1 protein-coding gene is annotated in these 300 nt (G+C 67.3%); it reads right to left on the reverse strand.

Annotation, left to right across the window (positions count from 1 at the left end; translation table 11 throughout):
- Positions 1 to 300 (reverse strand): methyl-accepting chemotaxis protein (locus L981_RS35725; protein WP_043626879.1); only part of this gene is annotated, 300 nt, incomplete at both ends.

Raw genomic sequence — 300 nt, forward strand, 5'->3', positions numbered from 1 at the left:
GCACTTCCTGGGCGACGACGGCAAAGCCCTTGCCGGCTTCACCGGCACGCGCCGCTTCGACGCCGGCGTTCAGCGCAAGCAAGTTCGTCTGGAAGGCGATGTCGTCGATGACGCCGATGATGTTGGAGATCTCGCCCGAGGACTTCTCGATCGCGTGCATCGCGTCTACGGCGTTGGCGACGACCTCGCCGGACTTCTCGGCACCGGCACGAGTGCGGGCGACCAGCGCGCCGACCTCTTCAGCCCGGCGGGCCGAGTCCTTGACGGTCGTGGTGATCTCTTCGAGCGCTGCGGCGGTCT

The organism is Ensifer sp. ZNC0028 (assembly GCF_000799055.1).
In the GTDB taxonomy this organism is placed as follows: Bacteria; Pseudomonadota; Alphaproteobacteria; order Rhizobiales; family Rhizobiaceae; genus Ensifer.